At 65.4% G+C, this 21623-nt stretch carries 24 protein-coding genes and 1 pseudogene; 8 read left to right on the forward strand and 17 right to left on the reverse strand.

What is annotated here, in order from left to right; all coding sequences use genetic code 11:
• Window positions 1-3 precede the first annotated feature (3 nt).
• The 4 genes from AB0876_RS10215 to AB0876_RS10230 all read left to right on the forward strand — a co-directional run bounded on the left by AB0876_RS10215 (window position 4) and on the right by AB0876_RS10230 (window position 3351).
• Window positions 4-1542: a hypothetical protein gene (locus AB0876_RS10215; protein ID WP_526041887.1), complete on the forward strand. Its 1539-nt coding sequence runs from the start codon at window positions 4-6 to the stop codon at window positions 1540-1542.
• A gap of 116 nt (window positions 1543-1658) precedes the next feature.
• Entirely contained in the window at window positions 1659-2603 is a 945-nt protein-coding gene (locus AB0876_RS10220) for a WXG100-like domain-containing protein (protein WP_526041888.1), read from the forward strand.
• Window positions 2604-2605: 2 nt separating this feature from the next.
• Entirely contained in the window at window positions 2606-3058 is a 453-nt protein-coding gene (locus AB0876_RS10225) for a YbaB/EbfC family nucleoid-associated protein (RefSeq protein ID WP_526041889.1), read from the forward strand.
• The gene (locus AB0876_RS10230; RefSeq protein ID WP_491840200.1) at window positions 3055-3351 is read left to right on the forward strand and encodes a WXG100 family type VII secretion target; all 297 of its coding nucleotides are present in this window, start codon (window positions 3055-3057) and stop codon (window positions 3349-3351) included. Before AB0876_RS10225 ends, AB0876_RS10230 begins: the two co-directional genes overlap by 4 nt.
• A gap of 1 nt (window position 3352) precedes the next feature.
• Here the strand turns inward: AB0876_RS10230 and AB0876_RS10235 are convergent, their stop codons facing one another.
• From AB0876_RS10235 to AB0876_RS10295, 13 genes are all read right to left on the reverse strand, one after another.
• Window positions 3353-5128, reverse strand: coding sequence for a hypothetical protein (locus AB0876_RS10235; protein ID WP_526041890.1), 1776 nt, complete (start codon window positions 5126-5128; stop codon window positions 3353-3355).
• Window positions 5129-5159: 31 nt separating this feature from the next.
• Window positions 5160-5492 carry a hypothetical protein gene (locus AB0876_RS10240; RefSeq protein WP_491840202.1) on the reverse strand — a complete coding sequence of 111 codons (333 nt, stop codon included), beginning with the start codon at window positions 5490-5492 and terminating at the stop codon, window positions 5160-5162.
• Window positions 5493-5513: 21 nt separating this feature from the next.
• A complete protein-coding gene (locus tag AB0876_RS10245; protein ID WP_491840203.1) occupies window positions 5514-6380 on the reverse strand; it encodes a 3-oxoacyl-[acyl-carrier-protein] synthase III C-terminal domain-containing protein in 867 nt (288 codons plus the stop codon).
• Window positions 6381-6534: 154 nt separating this feature from the next.
• On the reverse strand, window positions 6535-7323 hold the full coding sequence (locus tag AB0876_RS10250; RefSeq protein WP_491840204.1) for a hypothetical protein: 789 nt from the start codon (window positions 7321-7323) through the stop codon (window positions 6535-6537).
• 96 nt (window positions 7324-7419) lie between these two features.
• Window positions 7420-7710, reverse strand: coding sequence for a hypothetical protein (locus tag AB0876_RS10255; protein WP_491840205.1), 291 nt, complete (start codon window positions 7708-7710; stop codon window positions 7420-7422).
• 19 nt (window positions 7711-7729) lie between these two features.
• The gene (locus AB0876_RS10260; protein WP_003883841.1) at window positions 7730-7999 is read right to left on the reverse strand and encodes a WXG100 family type VII secretion target; all 270 of its coding nucleotides are present in this window, start codon (window positions 7997-7999) and stop codon (window positions 7730-7732) included.
• 77 nt (window positions 8000-8076) lie between these two features.
• Window positions 8077-8883: an ESX secretion-associated protein EspG gene (locus AB0876_RS10265; protein WP_491840206.1), complete on the reverse strand. Its 807-nt coding sequence runs from the start codon at window positions 8881-8883 to the stop codon at window positions 8077-8079.
• Window positions 8880-9962 carry a PPE domain-containing protein gene (locus tag AB0876_RS10270; protein WP_491840207.1) on the reverse strand — a complete coding sequence of 361 codons (1083 nt, stop codon included), beginning with the start codon at window positions 9960-9962 and terminating at the stop codon, window positions 8880-8882. Before AB0876_RS10270 ends, AB0876_RS10265 begins: the two co-directional genes overlap by 4 nt.
• Window positions 9963-10010: 48 nt before the next feature.
• Complete coding sequence (locus AB0876_RS10275; RefSeq protein WP_491840208.1) at window positions 10011-10304, reverse strand: PE family protein; 294 nt, start codon at window positions 10302-10304, stop codon at window positions 10011-10013.
• 24 nt (window positions 10305-10328) lie between these two features.
• Window positions 10329-11399: a hypothetical protein gene (locus AB0876_RS10280; protein WP_526041891.1), complete on the reverse strand. Its 1071-nt coding sequence runs from the start codon at window positions 11397-11399 to the stop codon at window positions 10329-10331.
• Window positions 11400-11648: 249 nt separating this feature from the next.
• Window positions 11649-11900, reverse strand: coding sequence for a hypothetical protein (locus tag AB0876_RS10285; RefSeq protein WP_526041892.1), 252 nt, complete (start codon window positions 11898-11900; stop codon window positions 11649-11651).
• Window positions 11901-12337: 437 nt separating this feature from the next.
• Window positions 12338-12691, reverse strand: a complete 354-nt coding sequence (locus AB0876_RS10290) for a YbaB/EbfC family nucleoid-associated protein (RefSeq protein ID WP_491840211.1) — start codon at window positions 12689-12691, stop codon at window positions 12338-12340.
• The gene (locus AB0876_RS10295) at window positions 12688-13005 is read right to left on the reverse strand and encodes a hypothetical protein (RefSeq protein WP_491840212.1); all 318 of its coding nucleotides are present in this window, start codon (window positions 13003-13005) and stop codon (window positions 12688-12690) included. Before AB0876_RS10295 ends, AB0876_RS10290 begins: the two co-directional genes overlap by 4 nt.
• Window positions 13006-13074: 69 nt before the next feature.
• Between AB0876_RS10295 and eccA the strand changes: the two genes are divergently transcribed.
• Both eccA and AB0876_RS10305 read left to right on the forward strand, forming a co-directional pair.
• A complete protein-coding gene (eccA, locus tag AB0876_RS10300) occupies window positions 13075-14883 on the forward strand; it encodes a type VII secretion AAA-ATPase EccA (protein WP_491840213.1) in 1809 nt (602 codons plus the stop codon).
• A gap of 55 nt (window positions 14884-14938) precedes the next feature.
• Window positions 14939-15928, forward strand: a pseudogene (locus AB0876_RS10305) (MinD/ParA family ATP-binding protein); the annotation flags it as partial.
• A gap of 6 nt (window positions 15929-15934) precedes the next feature.
• On the opposite strand, the gene AB0876_RS10310 reads toward AB0876_RS10305, so the two are convergent.
• Complete coding sequence (locus AB0876_RS10310; protein WP_491840214.1) at window positions 15935-16699, reverse strand: class I SAM-dependent methyltransferase; 765 nt, start codon at window positions 16697-16699, stop codon at window positions 15935-15937.
• A gap of 9 nt (window positions 16700-16708) precedes the next feature.
• On the opposite strand from AB0876_RS10310, the gene glpK reads away from it, so the two are divergent.
• Window positions 16709-18229 carry a glycerol kinase GlpK gene (gene glpK, locus AB0876_RS10315; RefSeq protein ID WP_491840215.1) on the forward strand — a complete coding sequence of 507 codons (1521 nt, stop codon included), beginning with the start codon at window positions 16709-16711 and terminating at the stop codon, window positions 18227-18229.
• A gap of 4 nt (window positions 18230-18233) precedes the next feature.
• Here glpK and AB0876_RS10320 read toward each other — a convergent pair whose 3' ends face one another.
• From AB0876_RS10320 to AB0876_RS10330, 3 genes are all read right to left on the reverse strand, one after another.
• The gene (locus AB0876_RS10320; protein WP_491840216.1) at window positions 18234-18911 is read right to left on the reverse strand and encodes a hypothetical protein; all 678 of its coding nucleotides are present in this window, start codon (window positions 18909-18911) and stop codon (window positions 18234-18236) included.
• 19 nt (window positions 18912-18930) lie between these two features.
• Window positions 18931-19662, reverse strand: a complete 732-nt coding sequence (locus AB0876_RS10325; protein WP_491840217.1) for a PadR family transcriptional regulator — start codon at window positions 19660-19662, stop codon at window positions 18931-18933.
• Window positions 19663-19730: 68 nt separating this feature from the next.
• Complete coding sequence (locus tag AB0876_RS10330; protein ID WP_526041893.1) at window positions 19731-20249, reverse strand: PadR family transcriptional regulator; 519 nt, start codon at window positions 20247-20249, stop codon at window positions 19731-19733.
• A 58-nt stretch (window positions 20250-20307) separates the two neighbouring features.
• Between AB0876_RS10330 and AB0876_RS10335 the strand changes: the two genes are divergently transcribed.
• Window positions 20308-21618: a carotenoid oxygenase family protein gene (locus AB0876_RS10335; protein ID WP_526041894.1), complete on the forward strand. Its 1311-nt coding sequence runs from the start codon at window positions 20308-20310 to the stop codon at window positions 21616-21618.
• Window positions 21619-21623 lie beyond the last annotated feature (5 nt).

Genomic DNA, 21623 nt, shown 5'->3' on the forward strand with positions numbered 1-21623 from the left:
GCGATGGAAGCGACGCAGGCGATCTCGATGGTCGCAGACTGGATCAGGTCGCGAGGGCTCGACTATCCGACCGAAGGTCTGGCAGCCGATCGCTTCGACAAGGGCTGGAGCGTGTACGCACCGGTCGATGTCGACGACAGCGATCCGATGGCGTTCCTGGATATCCCGGTCGGGCGGTCGATCTTCCTGGTGGGAGACTCCGGGCGCATCGAAGAGGTGTCGTCGTCGATTCCACCGCAGCAGGCGCGCGACCAGTTCAGCGCGCAGGAACCCGCGGCCAAGTCGAACGGTGCGGCTCAGTCGAACGGTGACGCCTCCGACGAAGCGGCCTTCATGGCCGAGTTCGAGCGGCAGTTCCGGTTGGCTGCCGCCGACGACCCGGGCGTGATCGCCGACTTCACGATCGTCGACGAGCCACCCGCGCCCGTCGGCGACGCACCGACCAGTGCGGACGCTGCGACGGCCGAGGATGCCTCCCGCCTCATCGACTCGATCGTGCAGCAGTTGGCGCAGCTCGGCCCAGAAGGCTGGGAGGAATTCTCCGCGGTGTTCGCTTTCACCGTCACCTCCCAGATCGCCCAGCTGCAGTTCTGGGCTCAGGACCGGACGGGCCTGGTCCCGGTGCCGCAGCCGATCGCCGACCTGGTGCGCGAACAACGAGAGATCTCGGCCCGCATGAGTGCCGGACCCTGGTGGCGACTGCTGCTGAACGTCACCAACACCGGTCAGGCGACGGTCGACTACGACTACGGCGACGAGCCGTTCCCGGACGACCAGATCGTCGCGGCAGAGCACTACCGCAACGACCTCGACACCTATCCGCGTACGCAGGTGCCGGTGTGGCTTGCCGGCTACACCGCCGGGCCCGATGCGCAGGGGCGCGACGCCGCCCGGGCTGCGGACGCGGCCCGGGCCGACGAGGCCGTAGGGCGCGACGCCGTCGTCACCGACCAGATCCCGCCGCTTCCCGATCTGCTGGCGCGGTGGGCGGTGCTGTCGGCCGCCTATGTCGGAATCGGGTCGGGCTGGGGCCCGCGGATCTATCCCGGGTATGCCTGGTTCGAGAGCGATGCCCGCAGCGGGTCGACGCTGTTCCTGCTGCCCGGTGACCGCGCGGTCCTCTCCGGTGGAAAATGGAATAGCGGGTTGCTGGAAGCTGCCTACAACGGCGGTGGTCCGCTACCCGACCTCTACGGCGGAGCCCCGGCGTGGGTCAACGACTCCGTGTTGAACACCCGAAATCGCAACGGACTGCTGAGCTTCTGCTTCTGGTGGGCGAACGGTCAGTGGCATCGCGGCCCAACCGACACCTCCGGCGAACTCGACATACCGGTTCCGGCAGTCTGGACACCGGAGGCAACAGTCGCCGCGATGGTGACTCAGACCGGGGCGGACACGCTCGATCGGTGCCAGGCACTGCTGGAGGTCGCCACCGAGGGCACTGCCACGGTCGACGACGTGGCGGCAGTGTTCGACGATCTCCCCGACGCGCAGGTGGACGCTGCAGCCAACCAGCTGAGCTTGGCGGGTCTGCTGACCTAGAACTGGCGGGCAGCTGAACTCTCGGCGAACAAGGCCGTCTGACATGGCGGTCTGCGGTATCGCGCAATAACGTGAATTGCGATGCTGCACGGAACTTTTCGCCGATGGGGGATCGGATGACCCTGCAGATTCCCGGCCCGCTGCAATGGGTGTCGTATCTCGTCGGCTCGCAATGGCCCAAGGGTGACGAAGACGCGATGTATCGCATCGGCGGTGAATGGGGTAGTCGCGCCGAACAATTGAGAGAGCTGATACCCGAACTGAACCGAATGCGCGCCAGCACCAGTGCAGTCCTGCAGGGTGTGACCGCCGGCACCGCTGACCAGCAGTTCGCGTTGCTGTTCGACGGTGATGCCACGGTCGACAAACTCGCCGATGCGATGGCGGCACTCGGTGAGCTCGCCGAAAGTACCGGCAAGAACATCGAATACACCAAATTGCAGATCTTGACGTCGTTGGCCATCGCGGCGTTCGAGATCTCCTGGGCACTGGCTCAGACCTCGGTCACCTTCGGAGCATCAGCAGCTGAGATCCCGCTCATCGAGGCTTCGACCTCCGCCGCGATCCAGCGGATGGTGTCGGTGGCGCTCAAAGACCTCATGACCGACCTGGGCAAGGCGATGACCAAGACCACGGTGCACCGGATCATCAAGAAGTCCGGCGTCGAGGCGTCCGAGGCTCTCGGGCAGGAACTGTTCATCCAGAACATCCAGCAGTCCAAGGGACATCAGAACGGCTACGACTGGAACCGGCTCGGAACCGTCGCACTCGCCAACTCCGTCGGTGGTGCCACCCAGGGCACGGTCAGCATCTACGGCCAGCGGCTGGTGGGAAATTCGACGGTCAAGGGTGCAGCCGTCGGATACGTCGCAGGCATGTCGAAGAAGGTGACCGGTGCACTGGCCACCGGCAGCGAGATCGACCCGGTTTCCGTCCTCGGATCGGTGCCCACTGCGGTCACCGGCGGGGTCAGGGGCCGAGCCGCGGCGCACAGCAACAGGGCGTCGACGGCGGACGGCGGGGGCGCCGCGGCGGCGAATGGCGGGGGAGACGGGGACTAGACGTGGACAACGACGCGGCACGCCATGAACTCATCGATGCGCTTGCGCTCGTGCAGGAACAGTTCGCCGATCTTGCCGTGGTCGAGGAGGAGCGGGCAACGCTATCCTCATCGGCCACCAGTGCTGATGGCACCGTCACGGTGACCGTGGACTGCGACGGCGTCGTCATCGACACTGCGGTCAGCGAAACATACTTGGATGACCACGATCTCGCCGACCTCGGTCGGCACATCACCGGCGCAGCCCAGGACGCCGCCCGTGACGTCGCGCTGAAATCGGCGGAACTGCTCGCACCACTGGCCGAGCGACGGGAGCGGATGCCGTCGCTGTCCGACATCGTCGAGGGTGCACCCGACATCAGAGATCTGTTGTCGACCGTGGCGCCGCAGCAGGCGAGGCATTTCAACGGCAGTGACGAACCCGACGACTACCCCACCGTGAGGAGCGCGCGATGACCGTACCGCTGGGCGTCACGCCGGCCGACCTGCGGGGCACCGCGCGATACCTCGCCTCCGTCAGCAACGACATGAAAGCCGTGCAAACAGCGCTGATGCAGATGCTCAGCGGTGAAGGCGAAGCCTGGGGGCACGACAAGATCGGCAAGCAGTTCGCCGACGGCGGCAAAGGCTATAAGGCACAGCTGGATTGGGTCGACGGATCGATCACCGCGAAGACCGACCTGCTCGACTACTACGCCGACGGCCTGCACCTCACCGCCGACGCCCTGGAACAACAAGACAAGCCCTGACTCACTCTGAACGACCCGGAGTGAACTGCTGCGACTGAGGTTGTCGCGCGGGTCCGGGCTGGACAGCCGAGTCGGGCTTCCAGGTGGTGCCGCGCTGCGGAATGCGGCGGCGAGACTCGGGCTGCTCGGGCCTCGCGTTCTCCGACTGCTCCGCTTCCTCGTCGGCGCCGACCACGGGTACCGAGGCCTCCGAGTCGCCCATGACGTCCTTGCCGTTCTTCTTGCGGCGCAACGCCTTGTTGACCTGGTGGCCCTTGCCGTTCTGATCGCCGGCGCGTTGGCCCGCGGCCGGGGCACCCGCTCCGGGACTGCCCGCGCCCGCACCGAGACCGGCACCGGCCCCGGCCGCCCCGGCGGGCATCTTCGCCGCGGCGGTCGCGGGCGCTCCCGTCGGAAGGGCACTTGGGAGGCCCCGCAATGGAACTCCGCCGCCGGCGCCGCCGGCACCCTTGCCGGCGCCCGCACCACCGAGTCCCTGCGGACCGAGGCCGAGGACACCCTCGGGCGGGCCCTTCGGCATGTCGCCGAGCGGATTCTGTTGGGCGGCGTTCTTGGCGGCATCCATCGCCTGGCCCATCGCGTCCTTGGCGGCGTTGGTTGCCGTGTCCATCGCCGACTTGGCAGGGTCGGTCAGGCTCTCGAGAGCATCCTTGGTGGGATCAGTGGTGAGATCCTTTTGGTCGATGGGCTTTTGGTCGATCGGTTTGAGCTTGTCGAGGTCGGTCGGTTTGTTGGCGTTCAGCTTGTCGAGAGCCGACTTGTCGAAGGGCTTGATGCCTCCGGGGCCGCCGCTCGGACTGAACGGGCTCGTACCACCCGGTCCTCCGCCCGGCCCGCCGGGGCCGGTCGGATCGGTGGGAGCCTCGAACTTCATGTTCGGCAGCGGAGGAAGATTGGGGAAATTCGTGGCGACCGCTGCGATGGCCGGCGCGTACGTGTCGTCAAAGACCTGCACCGCGGCGGTGTAATCATCTATCGATTGCTGGAGTCGTTTCTTTGCGTCGACCGCGGTATCTACGTTCACATAGCCGCCATCGCGGTTCCTCAGATGGCCTGTGTCGTCGAAGTGGTACTCGTTGTTGAATTTGGTCACTTCGTCTTGGAGATTTTTCCAATTTTTGTTGTCAACATCTTCGATCAGGTTGTGATTGTCGAACTCCTTGAATTTGGTTTGAACCGTGTCGAATGCGGCACTCAGTACCTTCAGCCGGTCAGAGATCTCCTCCGACGATGCGGCAAAATCGTAGATTGAAGTCTTGGTCACCTGCTTGGACGCCGCTTCAGCCATGGTGGCACTGTCGCCGGACCACTTTCCCTCAATTGCCTTGTCGACGTTGTCCCTGAAGGTCTCGGAAATCTCCTTCAGGTTGGCCCCGTGAGTCGTCCAGTTGCCTGCCAGCGTATTGATATCCGTAGGCTTCAACGCGGCGGCTTCTGTGCGAAGCTCTCCGAAGGTCCAGCTCTCCCAGTTGATGGCTTTGCCGCCAGTGGTTGCCGCGGTCACTGCATCTTGAACACTTCGATCGGATGTCAACCCTGGAATTTCGTCGAGCGTTGAAGTGTCGATATTCGCCGGGTCTTTGTCTGGGACATGTTCGTCTTTGTGTATGCCCACAACGGACTTGTCTTCCAAACTGTCGCTGTCGAAAGTCCAGCGACTTGGCGGGCCACCGTCTCCCATGAGGGTGTCCCACTCCGATTGGGTCCAGTTGGGGGCGTACGAGGTGACCATCTCGCCGCCGAACAAGGCGCCCATTTCATTTCCGAAGCCGCTCATCGTCTGCTACCTGCTGGCCTGTTTGCGAGGGCTAGCTGCCATCGTGCGCCTTCAGGGCATTCGCAGCGTCCTTTGCGGTTTTCACGAAATCTGTGGTCTGAGCCAGCTGCTCCCTGACGTAATCGGTCAGCGCTTTACCCTTCGCGTTGAACGCCGTCTCCATGGCCTTCGCCAAGTCGTTCTTGGAATTTGCACCGAAGTAGCCTGTGGTGTCGTCCAAGGCATTCGTGATGATCGCCTGCAACTTGTCCTCGTAAGGTTTGAAGGCACTCGTCTCGAGTTGGTCGACAACACCCGGCTCGAGATGTAGGTAGAGCTTTCCATCAGCGGTAGCGGCGTCCAGGCCGCCCCAGGGACTGGTCATGGTTCTCCTCTTCGGCGATCGTTACGGTCGGGCTGGATCTGATCGTGCTGCATTGAACGGCAACGTCACCTCTTTCTCGATTCGAAGCAGGACCGCGGCCGAGTTGACGAAATTCCCGGCCGCGAACAGCATGACCAGGTCGCCCGGTTTGGCGATCTTGTGGTTCATCAGATAGGCGAGGCTCACCCCGAAGTCCGAGACGGTCAGATGCCCGAACTCTGCCGCGAATTCATGCAGACCGGGGGTCGGCCGCAGCTTGGAATACATTGCCAGCGCGTCTGTCACCTGTCTCGGCTTGATGAATGACGGGGCAAACCAATCGATGTCTTCCGGCTTGAGGCCAGCGCGTTCATAGCATTCGATCACGGTGCCGACCGCTACCCGAAAACTGGCCATGGCGTTGTCCTTCACCGTGCCTGGGCCACGTCGGTCATAGTTCTCCCACCGCGCGATCCAATCCGCCAGAGTCGGAAACGTCGGGTCATCTATGGCGCCGTCAGCCCGGCCGTGCATCATGCCGGCCGACGGATTGTGGGACCGTGCCGCGGCAGACACAACTCGGGCGAACCCTTCGGTCCGGTTCAGGAGTGCGCAGAAACCGCTGTCACCCAACAGCGAACCCTCGGTCGCCGGGCTGGCCGCGTACTCGTGCCGGTCGAAGTAGAAGATGCTGTCGCCGCCGGTCACCATGGCGTGGTCGCCGGCCCAACCCGCCTGTAGCACCGCGTCGGCGAGCATCAGGCCGTACAAGCCACCAGAACAGAACTGCCGGATCTCGGTCGCGGAACCGGCCGACGTCCTGCCCAGCACCGACTGCTGGATTGAATTCGTGATCGGCCAGAAATGTTCACCCTGGTACAGGGTGCCGCAATGAAAGGATGCCGCCATGCTGTCTGCTGCCGCGGACAGCGCGGACGGACTGATTTGCCGCGCAGCGATTTCCACCATCTCGTGCACCGACTGCATTTCCGATGCTGCGGTCGCGAGGTGCATCGGGCGACCGGCGCTGTCCGTGCCGCCCGGTATGTACGTCGAAACCGTACTAAGGAAGGCCATTGAACTCTCGGTCCGATCGCGCCGCGGCAAGTCGATCTTCTGCGGCCTGCGACTGCGCAGTCTCGACCTTCTTGAAGGCGGCCAGCATGTTGGCGACAGTCGCCGGAATGATCTGGAACGAAGTGAGGCCCTCGTTGACCAGGTATGCACCGTCGTCGGCAACGTTGATCAAGGTCAGGTGGTTCTCGTTGCGCAGGGTGTAATCCTTCGTGAATTCCGAAGACCCCGACAGGAGAATTGAACCGGTGACGCGCGCGTCACGCAGAACCTTCGCGGGAGTCTCGTCCTCGAACAGGCCATCCTGCCGTGGTCTGGTGCCGGGCTGGTAGTCAGGCAAAGCCTCGAGGACGACCGGTGGAAAGTCGATGTTGGCGCACCCGATGATCTGGATGTCTTCGCCGAAGATGGTCTCTCGGCTGGGATCCTGGGTGATGACGGCGCAATAACCCGACGTTCCGATCACACCGAACAGGCGATACAGCCGTGTCCCGGTGCCTTCCTCGATCTGTCCGAACCCCTGCAGTAGGAACACCGGGGAGCGAAGGGCGTCGAGTATGAGAAGTCGAACAGGGGTCATCCCGGCGCGCTGACGGGCCAGAGCGGTCTGCCGATCGGCCTCCAGTTCACCCTTGTACTGCTGCTTGCTGTTTCGATATGCCAGAGGGAACGGCAGCCGGTCGAGGCCGATCACTTCACACAAGCACCGGAAGTCGAAGCCACTCATGAACCACGGCTCGACGTCATGGCGTAGCGGGGCCACTTTGTCGGTGATCACGTTGAGCCCCTTTCTCTCTGGCAGCTGGAAACCGGATGCGTAAGCGGGCTCGGTCGCGATGGAGCCATCGACCGAGCCCGCCGACGAACGGCCTTGCTAGAAGCCGCCCGCAAGATGCCTGTCGAGTGCCGCGGCGTCTTCCTGCGACTGATTTCCGCCGGACCTGGTCTGGGTGATCTCGTTCAGGATCGCGTCCATCTGCTGCAGGATCTGAGTCTGCTGCGTGTGCAGCGTCGCAGCGGCCTCGCCCTCGTATACGCCCTGCAACGCGGTGAAGACCTGGCTTACCTCCTCGCGCATGGCCTGCGCGTTGTTGGTCGCGCCCTGAATGTCGTCCAGGGACGCGTAGTTGGATCCGTACTGGTACCGAATGCTATCCGTATCCATTGATCAAACCTTTCGATTTCTAGTCGGCGTCGTGGCTGACAAGCGCGTTGATATCGGACTTACCCTTGTCGACGATGTGCTGCAGGTTGTTGATGACGTAGTTGAAGTCCTCGTGATGCTGCGTCATGATGCCGCGGAACTTCGCCGCCTTGCCGCCCGTCCAGGAACTGGCGGTCATCGCCTCGGTCTGGTCGAGGATCTGGGAAGCCAGCCGCCTGACATCCATCATCTGTTTGTCGATGTTCTCGATCTTGCTCTGGGCTTCCGCGGGCGTCAGATGGAGCGTCATGCCTTACCTCTCTTTGTCGAAACCGGCATGAATCGCCGGACGGTGGTTGAGAATTCGCTGTTGAACACGGAGCGGATCTAGCGGTCCCCCCATCTGTAGCCGGACAGCTCGACAAGTTGGCCGATGGCCTGCTTGACCGTGTGATCCGACCCCGGCTTGAGGGTGGTCCACAACTGCCCGCTGGGTGAGGAGCTCGGGGCGCCGACGATCCGTCCGCGTTTGGTGTAGAACACGCCGACCGCCCCGGCAGAACGTGAGATCCGGTCCAGTTCGGCATCGAGTGCGTGGTAGACGATCTCGGCGAAGGCCAGCCGTGCGGCCAGTGCCGAGCCCAGCATCATCGCGGTGCGGGTGTCGGCCCCGAGCGCCCGGATCCGGTCGGACAACTCGGTGGGGTCATGGGTGTCAGACAGGGCCTGGACGACCTCGGTCAGCGGCGCACCGACGGGACTGATCTCGGCGGGGACGGACGCAGGCAGCCGACGCAGCAGGGCGCCAGTGGCGCTGGAAAGGTTGGCGCCGTCGTCGATCAGGTCCAAGGTGATCTCGTCACCGACCCGGCAGGCCGCGACGCACCGGGTGCCGTGGCGCACGACCGCGACGCGGGCCAGCCCGTCGGGGGTGACCAGGCGCATCGCGAGCTCACGGTCGGGCCGTTGCAGCGACTGCACGATCTCGGCGAGATCGGGGCCCACCTCCCCGCCCGGCAGTAGGCCGCGCTCGGCCAGGGTTCTGGTCGCTCGGCCGACTGCCTCGGCCCGAGCGGTTCCGGTGGGATGCCGGGATCGCAGATTCAACACCAACGGCAGGGACTGGACACCGAGTCTCGCTGCCAGAACCTGAAGTTCGTCGTCCGTGACGACTGGGGCAAGCGATGCCGTCATAGGCTCAGCCCCCGGTCGACGCCGATCACCGGCGGAGTGACCCAACGGTTGTCCACCTGCTCGAGCGTGCGCTCGGGTTCGTCGGCGAAGCCCTCGCCTGCGGGTACCTCGGGGGCAGCCAGTTCGTCGAACACCGCGGTATCCGGACCCCAACTGACGTTCGACACCATGAACGGTGCGTCGTTCTGCTGCGCGGTGGGAAGCCAGGACTGCCCGGCGTCGGACACCCCGGCGCCGGGTTCTCCCGCCCCGTCGAGGGTCGCCGCGGGTTGCACCGACTCGTAGTCGCGGCTCTGGTCGTTACGGCCCATGGCGCCCATCGGCGCATAGGGTGTGCCACCCATCCCGGTGCCCGAGGAACCGCCGCTGCCGGCGAATCCGGTCTTCTGCAACGCCTTCGGGTCGGTGCTCGACTTGATGCTCGGTGCGACCATCGGCGCGAGCGGCGGGGGCGGCACCGCAGGGGCGCCACCTGCTGCCGCGCCGCCACCGCCGGGTGCCCCTTCACCGCCCTGTTCGGCCGCCAGGGCATTGCCCTTCGACACCTGTGGAGGTGGGGGCTGCTCCCACGGCTGGGCCAGGGGAGCAGCGGCCTCCTCGTACTGCTGCATGACGGCCGCTGCGTTGGCCGCATCGGCGGTGGCGGCCGCGTCGAACTCGGCGAACGTCCCGGTCAGCACGGCCCCGTTGTATGCGGCCAGCGAGGCCATCATGTCCTGGGCCGCCCGTGCCTCGACGGCCTCCGACACGCTGGGCATGGCGAGCACCGCCACCGTGTTGGCGACCGCGGCCTCCTCGGCGCGTTGACCGTTGGCTGCCGCGCTGAGGCTGATCGCCTGCAGCCACTGACCGAATTCTTCCAGGCGCTGTGCCGCCGCGTTGGAGGCCTGGCTGTCCCAGGCGGTCCGCAGACGGGCCACGAGCTTGTCGAAATCGACTGAGACGTTGGCCAATTCGTTGGCGACCCGGATCCAGGCTGCGCCGGCACCCCCGACCGATGCCGGACCGGGCCCCTCGGTGAGGTCACGCGCCAGCTGCTCGGTGCTGCGTGACTCCCACGCAACGTCGGTGAACCCCACGCCCAGAAACCTCCCCTCGCAGAACAGAAGCAGATGTAGGAATGACTGTCAGCCGGCGAAGTCCTCCGAGGCGGCAATGTTGGACGAATGACCGCGCAGTGTCGCCGCCACCTCGTGGACCTCGGCCATCCCCTGGTCGGTGGAGGTCCCGAACGAGGTGTGGACCTCGTTGAGAGTCTGGGCAACTCGTTGTGACACCTCGTCACGGCCCGACGGGGTCACCGTGAGGTTGGGCGCCTCGTCGGTCATCACCCGCCCTACCCGGTTGGCGAGTTCGTCGAGTTGGCGGCTGATCTCCTGCACCTCTGCGGGCTGGATGGACATTCCGTCGCTGTCGGCCATGACCGTTCTCCTTGGTTGGGATGACTAGATCCGGAGTTCGACGTCCGGAGTCTGATACGGGTCGGCCTCCCCGAGGACCGGGGGTGCCGCAGTGCCGAGATCGCCGACGATCTCGCTGCCTTGGTCGGTGGTGTGCAGGAAGGACGCCGAAGTGTGGTTGTTGCCGGACGAGGCGTTCGCACCCTGCCCGGCGCCCGCGCCCATCGCCCCCATGGGTGCGCCGCCCATCATGCCCGGTGAGCCGACACCGCCGACCCGCGGCCCGGCTGATTGTGCTGGGGCGCTGGTAGTTTCGGCCTGAATCATGGCTGACATCGGTAGTGACCGGGGTCCGGGCATGCCGCCGCCCCCGATTCCGCCGCCGACACCGCCGGCGCCCATTCCACCGCCCGCGAGCGCGGGGTCGCCTTCACCTTCTCCCGCAGCGTCGGCGGCAGGGTCCATCGGATCGATCGCGGGATTCGCGGCGTTCTGACTGGCTGCCGACGCCGCGCCGGTGCCGGCCTGCACTCCTGCCTCGGCGCCTTTGATCGCCATCGGCATCAGCGGGGCCAGTCCGGCCAGCGACGAGGCACCCTCGGGTGCGGCGGTGATGCCCACCGGTGCACCGGCCGTGGTGACCTGGGCGGCCTGGGTGGCCAGTGAGGTCTGCAGTTCGGTCATCACCTCGGCTGTGGTGGCAATTGCCTTGTTGGCAGCGGCGATTGCGGCGGCCCACCCCCACGGGAAGATGATCATGGGCCCGATGGCGGCAATCGTCGCGGCGAACTCGGTGATGATGGCGATGAGTCGGACCCTGGCCTGTCCGACGTCGGCGGCGGCCGCGGTCAAACTGCTACTCAGCGCATCGGATTGGGCACCTACCTCGGCGCCGTCGGAAATGGCTGTCGTGGTCTTGGCCGCCGCGGCGGTACCGGACGCGCCCTGCCAGGCGTCGCCCGCCGCACTGACCGACTTCGCCATCGGACCGCCGGTGGACTGGAACATCTTGGCGATGGCCGGCAGCATCGTCGTCGGATCGACCCCATCGAACATGCCGCTGCCCAGCGTGCTGAGGGCATCGGTGACGGGGCTGATCAAGGCGCTCGGATCCATGGGATTCGCCGGTGGCTGCTGTTCGGGTTGACCTTCGGGTGGCGGTTCTTCTGCGGGCTTTTGATCCGCAATTGGCGGCAAACCCAGCCGGTCAAGAATTTGTCGGACTGGCAAATTCAGAAAGTCTTGCAGATTCTGTTCTTGAGCAGCTATGACCGGTGTGGCGTCGTAGCCGGGAACGCGTTGAGCCAACTGTCCAACTGGCGTTACCGGCTGGGGAGGCAAAACTGTGGGCATATGGCGTCGGGCCTAGGCGTCGTCGTTGGACAGGACGGCGGAGCGGGCCCCTTCGGTGGCGGCTCCGGTGGCGGCGTGCACTCCGCCCACGAGCAGTGTGCCGGCCAAATTATGGGCTTGAGCTGGGCCGAATGCTGCCAGATAGACCGCACCGATCGGTCCGAGTGCAGCTGCCGCGGACATCAGCATCGCCGCTGAGTCGGCCGATCCAGCTGTGGTTATCGCGGATGCGGCCGCCTCGTTCGCAGCGGAAAAGGTAGCCATTCCCGAAGGTTGGGCGGCGAAAATGTCGCTCATCGTGCTGATACCTTTCCAGCTGGAAGCGGGGGTTGTGTGGGCACGAGACCAATAAACTATAGCCGCGGCCACCCTCTGCAGCTAACTGAATTTTCCGCGAATAATCCGTGTAGATCGTTCGTTTCGGTAATTAGTGCAATGGAGAAAATTGCTGATCGCGGTGATTTTTGAGTGGTTTCTGGGTGCACGCTGGGAAGGTGCTGTCGCCGGGTGTTTGCCGGATCAGGGGGCGACGTGGCGCGAGTGAATCATCTTGCGATGCCGCCCAATCCATGCGCGCCTGCCGATGATTGCGGGTAACTACCTGTGCGGTAACCGATTCGAATATCGACAGCGAACGTCAATTACCAAGGCCGATAGCGGATTGTCAGCGTGAAACCCGCCCGGGTGACAGATGAGCGAAACTAGCCCTTCGGTTCGAAGGCGCTGCCGTCCCATCGCGTCAGCGGAGCCTGGTTCAGTTCCTGCATGCGCTGCGCGAACTCCTGAGACAGATACTGCTGACGGGCCGTCGCTACCTGCGCGGCAGCGTCGGCGGTTTCGACGATCAGCTTGGCGAGTGCGTCCGTACCCAGCTTGTGCGCGGCGGGCCCGAGCCACAGCCCGGTGAGGGCGCCCATGCCGTCGACCTCGGCGCTGACGTTCCCGTCACGGCTGGTGACCCGTGCCGAAATCGATTGGCAGTGCTCATCCATCGCCTGCACCAGGTCACGCTGCTTGCGGATGCGCCCGACCAGCGAGTCGGCGAGCCCGGTCATACCGACCTGCCCCAGGTGGACGGTAGCTCGCCCTCCTCGCCCTGCACCTCGTCTTCGGCGCGGGCCAACTCCTCCGCGGTCGCCAACTGCAAGGGTTCGATGACCGATGCGCTGTAACCCTTTTCGGCCAGGTCACGCCTGCGTTCGACCTGGGCGCGGGCCGCAGACAAGCGGCACAACGCCAGGATTTCGTCGGCCAGTTGTGCGGGTGGCTTCTTCAACTCGACGGCGTCGAGGCGAAGTGCGACCGGCAGACCCCGTTCGGTGGTGTGCACCGAAATCGTTCCGCCAGGTGACTGCACCGGCTGTGACATTCTGCTCAACTTAGTACACTCGCGGGCGAATCGCGGCTGAGGCTGCAGTGAGGAGATGTGTCACCTCCGATGAATGGATCCACCGATGCGCAGCGGGTTTTCGATGCCGGAGTGCTGTCGCTCGGCATTCCCATCGACGGATTGGAGACCGAGCGCGACCTGCCCTACGCGGCCCTCGCGTTCCGTCGGGCCACGGAATATGACCCGGATATGTGCGACGCGTGGCTGGGTCGCGCCGCCGCCGGCGACACCGGCCCCGAGGTCGTCTACCACCTGTACCGAACCAGCACACTCACGTTGTTCCGCGAGCAGCGCAGACTCGGTCTGCCGCAACGGGCATTGAGTGGACGCTTCCAGACCGGCCTCTACCTCGACTACCCGTTGAGCACCAAGACCGAGATGTGGCTCGCCTACGCGGCCAGCATGATCGGCGCCAGAGATTTCGACGAGGCCGAGCAGGTGCTCGACAAGCTGGACCAGGCCACGACCGCATCCGACGGCGACACCGCTGAGATCCGTGCGTACATCCGTGGCGTACTGCACTTCACGACGCAGCGCTGGCCCGACGTGCTGAGCGCGTTGAGCAGATCGGGATCGTTCACCGACAACTACATCGGCGCCGGCGCTGATCTCATGGTCGGATCGGCGTGTGCACAGATGGGACTGTTCGGAGAGGGTATCCGCCGGCTCGACCGGGCCGTCGAGGGTCCGGTTCCGGGAGCGCGGCGGGCCGCGGAGTTCTGCAAGGGGCTGACCCTGCGGGAGATGGGCGAAGAGCAGGACGCCCGGGTGATCTTCGAACGGATCTACAGCGAGGACCCGGGATTCGAGGCCAACGCTGCGGCGCTGGCCGATCCGAAGTACCGGTTGGTGGTCACCTCGAAGGAGATCGTCGACTCGCGTACCGACCGCTGGGACCCGGCCAGCGTGCCGTCGGCAGAGGACCTCCTGGCGGACGATCTGTCGGAACGGGGCAACGAATACCTACAGGCGGCGCAGCAGGAACTGGACCGACAGATCGGCTTGTCAGAGGTCAAACTCCAAGTCGCCAAATTGAAGTCGGCGGCGATGCTGGCAAAGGTCCGCGGGGACAAGGGGCTCAGTTCGGCCGCGCGCAGTCTGCACCTGGCGTTCACCGGCCCGCCCGGAACCGGCAAGACCACGATCGCCCGGGTCGTGGCGCAGACCTACTGCGGGCTGGGGTTGCTGCGCACGCCGAACATCGTGGAGGCCAAACGCCACGATTTCGTCGGCCAGCATCTCGGCAGTACCGCGATCAAAACCACCGCGCTGATCGACTCGGCCATGGACGGCGTGCTGTTCATCGACGAGGCCTACACGTTGATCCAGACCGGACTGTCCGGCGGCGACGCCTTCGGCCGTGAGGCGGTCGACACCCTGCTGGCCCGCATGGAGAACGACCGCGACCGCCTGGTGGTCATCATCGCCGGCTACGACGGTGAGATCGATCGATTCCTGGCCTCCAACGACGGCCTCGCGTCGCGATTCACCAAACGAATCCGATTCAGCTCCTACGGTCCGCACGAACTCGGGGATATCGGCAAGCTCGTCGCCCGCACCAGAGACTCCGAATTGTCGGACGCCGCTTACGAAGAACTCGTCACCGCGTGCATCGGGCTGTGCCAGAGCGAGGCGCTCGACCAGTCGGGACAACTGCGTCCAAGCATCGATCTGGCCGGTAACGGCCGCTTCGTCCGTAACGTCATCGAGGCAGCCGAAGAGGAACGCGAATACCGGCTCAGTGAACTCCACGGCATGAATCTGTCGGAACTCGACGAAGCGCAGCTGATGCGGATCGAGCCGGTGGACATGCGGGCCGCGCTCAAACAGGTACTCGGCATGACGGCATCGAGTTGACCGGAGGGAAGTAGCCATGACCGACAGCGACGACGAGCGGTTGAGCGTTGGGCCCCCGGAGCCGACGCCGTTCACGTCCATCACACCGCGGACCGCAGATGGTCAGCGTCCGTCGGTGGTGCCCAGCAACGGCGAACTCGGCCTGGTCCGTGCCTCGCCCACCCCGAGGTCGGGTTGGCGCAAAGCCGTCTACCGGGCCACGGGTATGAATCCCGGTGTCTCCGAGCAGGAGTCGGCCCACAAGACCCTCATGGATCGGGTCAACCAACCGGTGGTCGGTGGACCGTTCAACATCGCCCTGCTGTCTCAGAAGGGTGGAGTGGGCAAAACCACCACCACGGTTGGGTTGGGGGCGACACTTGCCGCGACCCGCGGTGACCGGGTGATCGCGGTGGATGCCAACCCCGACTTCGGCACGCTGGCCCAGCGCGGACCCAACGAATGCAGTTCCACGGTGCGCGACGTGCTCATCGACGACGGCATCTCGCGGTACTCCGACATCCGCCGCCACACCTCCCAGAGCACCAGCCGCCTGGAGATCTTGGCCTCCGAGCGGGACCCGGCCACCTCAGAGGCGTTCTCGGAGCACGACTATCGCGGTGTCCTGAGTGTGCTGCAGCGCTTCTACAACATCATCCTGACCGACTGCGGCACCGGGTTGGTGCACTCGGCGATGGCGGGAGTGCTGGATGTGGCTGATGCGATCGTGATCGTCGCATCGCCTGCCATCGACTCGGCGCGGAGCGCCCTTGCCACGTTGGATTGGCTTGAGCGCAACGGTTATTCGCACCTGGTGCCGAAGGCGGTCGTGGTGGTCAGCGCCTCGCGCCCCGGTGCACTGGGGCTGGACATGGGGCAGCTGTCCAACCATTTCTTGCCCAGGGTGCGGGCCCTGCACGTGATTCCGTTCGACGATCACCTCGCCGAAGGTGCCGAGGTGGATCTCGGTTTCCTCAGCCGGCCGACCCGGCAGGCCTTCCTGGAACTGGCTTCCACCGTCGCCGACCTCTTCTCGGTGGCACCGCAGGTCAACCGGCGCGCCTGACGGCAATCACCGGCCGTTTCGGGCGATCACGATCTGCGGCAGGTTCAGCCCGCCGCGCAGCGTGAGCTCGATCGACGGGTCGGCGTGGCGGGCCAGGCTGCGCAATGCCGAGGGGCTGTAGCTGCGCAGCGAGCTGATGACCCCGTCGTGCACGAACGGCAGCACTGCGGCCATGGGCAGCATCGTCGCCAGGCGCAACAGGTGCAGCGGGGCGGGCGGTCGCGGCAGATCGATGATCAGCAGCGTTTCGGCAACCCGGGTGCCCTCGGCGAACACCCGCGCGGCCTGCGCCGGGCGCAGATGGTGAAACGACAAGGCGAACAGGACCAGGTCGTAGCTGTCTTCGGCGGCATCGATCTCGGTGGCGTCCATCTGGCGGACCTCCGCGCGGGGATGGCTGCCGAGGTCACTCGCGGCGATGCGGGCGACCGAATCCGGATCGAGGTCGGTGACGGTGACCTGTGCGGACGGATGGTCGGCCAGCAGCTGCCGCGATACGCCGCCGTGCCCGGCGCCCAGTTCCAGGATCCGCGGATCGGCTACGTCGGCGACCAGATCGAGCGCGATCGCGGCGAAGCGCTGATGGTTCCTGAAGAACCGGCCGGTCCAGTCCAGGGCGCCGATCACCTGGTTCTTGGTCGATTCGTCCACATCGTCACGGTCCAGGTACTCCTGCCGATCCGTTTCCAGTAACCGATCCAGGCACGACGCGCGGAATCCGCCTCTGGGCATCCGGTCGATATCTGAGGGGTCGGGAGCCATGTAGGCCATCATGTACGAATGTCCGCGGACTTCGTAGCTGCAATCGACCAGGGCACGACCAGCACCCGATGCATGATCTTCGATCATGCCGGCGCCGAGGTGGGCCGCCATCAGCTGGAACACCAGCAGATTCTGCCCAAGGCCGGATGGGTGGAACACAATCCGGTGGAGATCTGGGAACGCACCTCCGCGGCGATCATGACCGCACTGAACAAGACCAACCTGGCGGCCGGGGACCTTGCTGCGCTGGGCATTACCAATCAGCGGGAGACCACGTTGGTCTGGAACCGTCACACCGGCAGGCCGTACCACAACGCCATCGTCTGGCAGGACACCCGCACGGACCGCATTGCCGCCGCGTTGGACCGCGATGGCCGCGGCGACGTGATCCGGCGCAAGGCCGGGCTGCCGCCCGCGACCTACTTCTCGGGCGGCAAGATCCAGTGGATCCTGGACAACGTCGATGGCGTCCGGCGCGACGCCGAGAACGGTGACGCGATCTTCGGTACGCCGGACAGCTGGGTGACCTGGAACCTCACCGGTGGCTATCGGGGCGGTGAGCACGTCACCGACGTCACCAACGCCAGCCGCACCATGCTGATGAACCTGGAAACCCTGGACTGGGACGACGAGTTGTTGTCGTTCTTCTCGATCCCGCGGCAGATGCTGCCCGAGATCAAGCCGTCATCCAATCCGGCCTCCTTCGGGAGCACCCGAGACAACGGGCCGCTGGCCGGGCAGGTTCCGGTGACCGGCATCCTCGGCGATCAGCAGGCCGCCATGGTGGGGCAGGTGTGCCTGGAGCCGGGTGAGGCCAAGAACACTTACGGCACAGGCAATTTCCTGTTGCTCAACACGGGCGAGAAGATCGTGCGTTCGGACAACGGACTGCTCACCACGGTGTGCTACCAGTTCGGTGACTCGAAACCTGTTTACGCCCTCGAAGGTTCGATCGCCGTGACCGGTTCGGCGGTGCAGTGGCTGCGCGATCAGCTGGGCATCATCAGCGGTGCGGCACAGAGCGAGGCGCTCGCGCGGCAGGTGGCCGACAACGGCGGCGTCTACTTCGTGCCGGCGTTCTCCGGGCTGTTCGCACCCTATTGGCGCTCGGACGCCCGGGGCGTCATCGTCGGACTGTCCCGCTTCAACACCAACGCTCATCTGGCGCGCGCCACCCTGGAGGCGATCTGCTACCAGAGCCGCGACGTCGTGGAGGCCATGGAAGCGGATTCCGGTGTGCACCTTGAGGTTCTGAAGGTCGACGGCGGTATCACCGCCAATGCGCTGTGCATGCAGATCCAGGCCGATGTGCTGGGTGTCGACGTGGTCAAGCCCGTGGTGGCCGAGACCACTGCGCTGGGCGCGGCGTATGCGGCCGGGCTTGCAGTGGGGTTCTGGGCGAGCCCCGACGACCTGCGGGCCAACTGGCAGGAAGGTCAGCGCTGGAGCTCACAGTGGGACGACGAGCAGCGCCACGGGGGTTACGCCGGTTGGCGCAAAGCTGTTTCGCGCACCCTGGACTGGGTGGAGATCGACTGACCCACTACCGCCGACACTTGGCGATGATCGCCTTGAACTCGTCGGAATACTGAACCCCGAGAAGTGCATGGTTGGCACTCTCCTTGTTGCGGACGGCGTCGGTGATCTGTCCGGACAGTTCGGCCATCTTGCGGGCGTGCGGCCCGATCTCGCCGTCGGTCACCTGATCGGCCGCCTCGTGGATCAGTTTCGACCAGTTCTCGTAATCGCCCACGGCCGGACCGGGCTTGTCGCTGGGCGGGGGAGTGAGCGCACCCAAGCTGGCATTCGTGTAGTCCACCAGTAGTTGGGCCTGCCGGCAGCCCTTGTTCCCGGTATAGGTCAGTGCGGTCACGCCCACGATCACCAGGACCGCGCACGCGGCGGCGGCCGTCGCGATCGCGATGTTGCGGGGCTCGGCATCGGGCACGCGTCGTCGCCACATCACATGCGCGACGACGACGGCGGCCACGCCGACCACCGCCATGATGATGGCTTCCCGCAGGTCCCCGCTTTCGACACCCGATGCCGAGCCGACGGCCCCCATGGTCGCGGCGGCGGCGAGCACGACCAGAAGCCACTGCCAGATACCGCGCCGGCGCTCGTAGGCGTCGACGTCACGGAATTGAAGTCCGATGACCGCGCCGGCCGCGGTCAGGACTGCGACGACGGCCGGCGCGATGATCGTGAAGAGGCTGCTCACAACCGCAGCCTACGGGCCGCTACTCCTCGCCGAGGACCTGGTAGACCTCGCGGCGGGCGTTGTTGACGATGTCGAGGATGCGTTGCTGCTGGTCCTCGGTGGCGGTGAAGCTCGACTGCCCGACGGCGGCCATCAGCTGGCCGAGGGCACCGCGCAGGTTCATCGCAGCGGGGTCGGCATCTTCGGTGATCTGGTCCCAGGGCGCGGTCTCGATCGCGGCCGCCGCCTGGCGACCTTCCTCGGTCAGCTCGAAAGTCTTCTTGCTGCCCTCGGTTTCGGCCGGGGTGATCAGGCCCTCGTCGACCAGCAGTTGCAGGGTGGGGTACACCGAGCCCGGACTGGGCTTCCACAGGTTATGGCTGCGGGTGGCGATCTCCTGCGTCATCTCGTAGCCGTGCATGGGCCGTTCGGTCAGCAGGGTCAGGATGGCGGCGCGGACATCACCGCGTCGTCCGCGTCGTCCGCCGCGTCCGCCCCGGCCCCTGGCGCCGCCGAACGGTCCGCCGAAGTTGCCGAATCCGAAGCCGAGGCCGCCGCGCGGATCGAAACCGGGTCCGAAGCCGGGACCACCGAAGCCGGTCTGGCAGGTGGCGTCGGCGGCTTGCTCGCGGGCCGCGTGCGCCTGGGCGCGCATCTGCTCGCGCATGTCCCGGCGTGCGGCGCGGGCCTGGTGGAACATGTGGCGAGCCTCTTCGCGGCCAAGGGGGACGAAGCCGAAGCCGCCGTTTGGTGAAGTGAATGGGTTGGTCATTGGTAAATCCTTCGTTGTCGTGGAGGAGCGCTGTTGGCGCTTCCGATGCGTCAACGATATATCGGGATCTATCGGTTGTCGATAGTCTTTTTGAGCCAATGTGCCCACTCGGCCTGCATGGCGTTGAAGCGCAGGCCGTATTCCAGGGCTGCGTGCCCGTACCGGTCCTCGTCGGTGTCGGCCCAGAGGATGGATGCCTCCAGTTCCTTGAGTCGCGCCACCTCGGACTCGGAGTGGGCGGCCAGCCCGGTGAGGTGCTCGAGAGCCTGGTCGCGAGGCAATTCGCCCAGTAGGAACACGCGGAGCAGCCCGGCGCTGCGCTCGGGTGGATCGGCGGCGGGATTGGTGATCCAGTGCGCCAGTTCGGTGCGGCCGGCGGGCGTGATGCGGTACTCCTTGCGGCCGCGGGGGCCGATCGCCGACACCTCGATCAGGCCGGTCCCGGCCAGCTTGTTGAGCTCGCCGTAGAGCTGGCTCTGGGTGGCGGGCCAGACGTTCGCCATCGATTTCTCGAACCGTCTGAGCAGGTCATACCCGCTGCCGGGGTGCTGTGCCAACAAGCCAAGTGCCGCCATGCGCAGACTCATGCGGGCAGTCTACCGTCCACTATTGACATGTCACTTGTGGAATGTCACCGTTGTGTGCATGACCTCAGCCCTGCCCATCGGCGAAACCGACTTCTTCCGGCGCGGCAACTACGCACCCGTCGCCGACGAACTCACCGAGTACGACCTGCCCGTCGACGGCGCCATCCCCGCCGAACTCGACGGCTGGTACCTGCGCAACGGCCCGAACCCCCGCCAGGCGACCGAGCACTGGTTCACCGGCGACGGGATGATCCATGGCGTCCGCATCGAGGGTGGTGCGGCCAAGTGGTACCGCAACCGCTGGGTCCGCACCGACAGCTTCGTCAAGGACTTCCCGCTGTACAACGCCGACGGCACGCGCAACCTGCGCTCCGCCGTCGCCAACACCCACATCGTCAACCACGCGGGCAGGACCCTGGCGCTGGTGGAATCCTCGCTGCCCTACGAGATCACCAACGACCTGGAAACCCTGGGCGCCTACGACTTCGGCGGGAAACTGGTCGACTCGATGACCGCGCACCCCAAGATCTGCCCGACGACCGGCGAGCTGCACTTCTTCGGATACGGCAGCATCTTCGAGCCCTACGTCACCTATCACCGCGCGGACGCCAACGGTGAGCTGACCGTCAACCGGCCGGTGGATGTCAAGGCGCACACCATGATGCACGACTTCGCCATGACCGCAGGCCATGTGATCTTCATGGACCTGCCCGTGGTGTTCGACCTCGACATCGCGGTCAAGGGCGAAGGTGACATGCCCTACCGCTGGAGCGATGACTACGGCGCCCGATTCGGTGTGCTGCGCCGGGATGATCCCGACGCGCCGATCCGGTGGTTCGACATCGATCCGTGCTACGTGTTCCACGTTGCCAATGCGCACGATGACGGCAATTCGATTGTGTTGCAGGCAGTTCGCTACCCCGAACTGTGGCGCAGCAACGGTGGTTTCGACGTCGAGGGCGTGTTGTGGGAGTGGCGGATCGACCTGGCGGCCGGGACCGTCCGCGAGCGTCAACTCGATGACCTCGGAGTGGAATTCCCCCGCATCGACGATCGGTTGGCGGGTCTGCCCGCCCGGTACTCGGTGTCGGTCGGGGGTAACGCCTGGGTCCGCTACGACCTGTCCACCGGCGCCGGCGCGCGCCATGAACTCGGACCCGGCGGACCGGGGGAAGCCGTGTTCGTCCCCGGCGCTGGTCCGGCCGACGAGAGCAACGGTTGGTACCTGGGCTACGTCTACAACCCAGAGCGGGATGGCAGCGACCTCGTGATCCTGGATGCGTCCGACTTCACCGCAGGCCCCGTCGCGACCATCAAACTGCCGCAGCGGGTTCCCTACGGCTTCCACGGGAACTGGATCAGCGCCTAATGTGT

Origin of the sequence: Mycobacterium sp. NPDC049093, assembly GCF_040704635.1 — a bacterium.
In the GTDB taxonomy this organism is placed as follows: domain Bacteria; phylum Actinomycetota; class Actinomycetes; order Mycobacteriales; family Mycobacteriaceae; genus Mycobacterium.